This window comes from Tepidiforma sp. (assembly GCF_034433535.1).
Classification (GTDB): domain Bacteria; phylum Chloroflexota; class Dehalococcoidia; order Tepidiformales; family Tepidiformaceae; genus Tepidiforma.
This window is the reverse complement of record NZ_DAOUAO010000135.1, coordinates 1-2,998: the sequence shown is the minus strand read 5'-3', so window position 1 is coordinate 2,998 and position 2,998 is coordinate 1. Positions and strand designations below refer to the sequence as shown.

2 protein-coding genes are annotated in these 2,998 nt (G+C 70.5%); one reads left to right on the top strand and one right to left on the bottom strand.

Features of this window, described 5'->3' with window-relative positions; translation table 11 throughout:
- Window positions 1-412, bottom strand: a 412-nt coding sequence (locus tag VAE46_RS07445) for an NTP transferase domain-containing protein (RefSeq protein WP_322796294.1), incomplete at its 3' end; no start/stop codon positions are given.
- A 412-nt stretch (window positions 413-824) separates the two neighbouring features.
- On the opposite strand from VAE46_RS07445, the gene VAE46_RS07440 reads away from it, so the two are divergent.
- Window positions 825-2,998: HAD-IC family P-type ATPase (locus VAE46_RS07440; RefSeq protein ID WP_322796293.1), on the top strand; the 2,174-nt coding region annotated here is incomplete at its 3' end.

Here is a 2,998-nt window from a genome sequence, read left to right as displayed (position 1 = left end):
GGGTATCGGCGGCGACGAAGGAGATGGCGGGGTTCGGTTCGGCGCAGCGGGCTTCGACCAGGCGGCTGAGGATGGGCGCGGAGAGGAGGTGGTCGGCCATGAGGAGGAGGAACGGATCGCTGCCGGTGAACTGGCGGGCGGTGCGGAGGGAGAGGGAGGCGCCCTCGCGGAAGCGCGCATTATAAAGGAAGGCGAGTTCGAGGCCGTGGGGTTCGCGGGCGAGGGTTTCGCCGAGCTGGCCGGCGCGGTAGCCGAGGACGACGGCGGCGCGTTGGATGCCGGCGGCGCGGAGGGCATCGAGGGTGTAGGAGATGAGGGGGCGCCCGCCGACGGGGACGAGCGGCTTGGGGAGGTCGGCGGTGAGGGCGCCGAGGCGGCCGCCATCGCCGGCGGCGAGGATGACAGCGTTCACCGGGGGCGTGCTCGTTGGGGCATGCCGCTATCGTAGCGCCCCGGGACGGGATGCGTGTGGGCGCGTGCGGGGGTAGGATCGGGGTGGCCGGGAGCGGCCCGGCGTCGAGAGGAGGTGTTCGCCATGTGGAAGACGATCGGCTGGCTGACGCTGATGTGCGGGGTGTTTATTGGGATGCTGATTTCGCTCTCGATCATTGGCCTGAAGGCGTGAGGCGAGGGCGCCGCGGGGCGCCCGGCAGGTTCGAGCATGAAGAAAGGCGGCCAGCTGGAGGGACGGCTGGCCGCCTTGTAGCGCCTGCCCGCGCAGGGGGCGTGCTGTTCAGCGCAGGTGGATCATGCCGTGCCAGATGTTAGGCGATAGTTAACGCGGGGGGCTTTCGCGGCGGCGCCGGATCGGTCAGGCTAAGGGCGTGACACAGGCGGCACAGCCACGGCTGGCAGGGCTCGGCGATGGCGCTCCGCTGCGGGGGCTGACGTCGGCGGAGGCGCTGGCGCGGGCGGCGGCCGGGCTTTCGAACCGGGACCCGGGCGGCATCCGCACGGATGCGGACGTCATCCGGGCGAATGTCCTGACGTTCTTCAACGTGATCCTCGGCTCGCTGATCGTGGCGCTGCTGGCGATCGGGGAGTTCAAGGACGGGATCTTCGTCGGGCTGGTGGTCATTGCGAACGTACTGGTGGCGACCCTGCAGGAGCTGAAGGCGACACGGACGCTGCGCGAGCTGCGGGCGCTGACGGCGCCGCACGTGATGGTGGTGCGGGACGGTGTGGAGGTGGAGATTGCGGCGGAGGATGTGGTGCAGGGCGACCTCGTGCACCTGAAGAAGGGCGACCAGGTGGTGGCGGATGGGCGGGTGGCAGCGCGGGAGGCGGAGGTCGATGAGTCGCTGCTGACGGGGGAGTCGGATTCGGTGCAGAAGCGGGTGGGCGATGAGCTGCGGAGCGGGAGCTTCTGCACCGCAGGGGATTGCTACTACGTGGCCGAGCGGGTGGGGGCGGAGGCGTACGCGATGCGGCTGACGGCCGACGCGCGGCAGCTGGTGAAGCGGCTGACGCCGCTGCAGATTCGCTTCAAGCGGATCCTGCGGGTGCTGCTGACCGCGACCGGCGTGCTGGCGGCGGCGCTGATGATCCAGTACACGATGAACGACCGTGGCCTGGCAGACGCGCTGAAGGCGACCACAGCCACGGTGACGACGGTGGTGCCCACGGGGCTGCTGCTGGGCATGACGGTGGCCTTCGCGGTGGGCGCGGTGCGGGTTTCGCGAGCCGGGGCGATCGTGCAGGACATCAACGCGGTGGAGGCGCTGAACTACACCGACGTGATTTGCCTCGACAAGACGGGGACGATCACGGCCAATCGCATGACGCTGCGGGAGGTGCGCTGGGCGCCGGGGACGGACGGGTACGAGGGGTGGCTGGGGGCGTTCGCAGCGGCCAGCCGGAACGAGAGCAAGACAGCGGAGGCACTGGCGGAGGCGCTGGGCAACCGGACGAACCTCGCGCGGCCGACGGGCTCGGTGCCGTTCAACTCGGAGCGGCGCTGGAGCGCGGTGCGGCTGGAGAAGGACGGCGAGGTGCGGGTGTTCGTGCTGGGGGCACCGGAGACGGTGCTGCCGCACTGCGGGCCGGAGGCTGCCGGGCTGGAGTCGGCCTACCGGGAGGCGGCCGTGCACGGCCTGCGCGGCGTGGTGTTTGCGGAGGCGCAGCGGCTGCCGGGGCCAGAGGGCGGGCCGGGTCCGCTGCGCGGGCTGGCCCTGCTGACGCTGGGCGATGAGCTGCGGCCGGAGGTGCGCTCGGCGTTCGCGATGATGGAGCAGCTCGGGATCGAGCCCAAGATCATCAGCGGCGACAACCCGGAGACGGTGCGGGCGCTGATCGCGCAGCTGGGGATTTCGCTGAAGGGCGGCGTGGTGGGGGGTCCGGAGCTCGAGCCGCTGGAGGGCGAGGCCTTCCTGCGGGCGGTGGAGGAGCACAGCGTGTTCGGGCGGGTGACGCCGGCGCTCAAGGCGCGAATCGTCGAGGCGCTGAAGGAGAACGGGCACTTCGTGGCGATGGTGGGCGACGGCGCGAACGATGTGCAGGCGCTGCGGGCGGCCGATGTGGCCGTATCGATGGAGAGCGGGACGTCGATGACGCGGGCAGTGGCAGGGATCGTGCTGCTGAACGATTCGTTTGTGGCGCTGATCCGGGGGGCGAAGGAGGCGACGGCGGTGCTGGGCAACGCTGCGCGGCTGAGCAAGCTGTTCATCGCGAAGAGCCTGTACGCCTACCTGATTATCGTGGCGACGAACATGCTGGGGCTGGATTTCCCGTTCCTGCCGCGGCACGGTTCGCTCACGGCGCTGCTGACGCTGGGCATCCCGGCGGTGTTCATTTCGATCAGTGTGCCGCCGCCGGACGCGGGCCGGGATTTCACGCGGAACGTGCTGCGCTGGGCGCTCCCGGCTTCGGTGGCGCTGGCAGTGGCGGCGATCGCGGTGCACCTGCTGACGGAGGGGCTGCTGCGGCGGGATATCGCGGAGGCGCGGACGCTGGTGTCGCTGACGATGGGAATCACGGGGCTGTTCTTCATGGTGGAGGT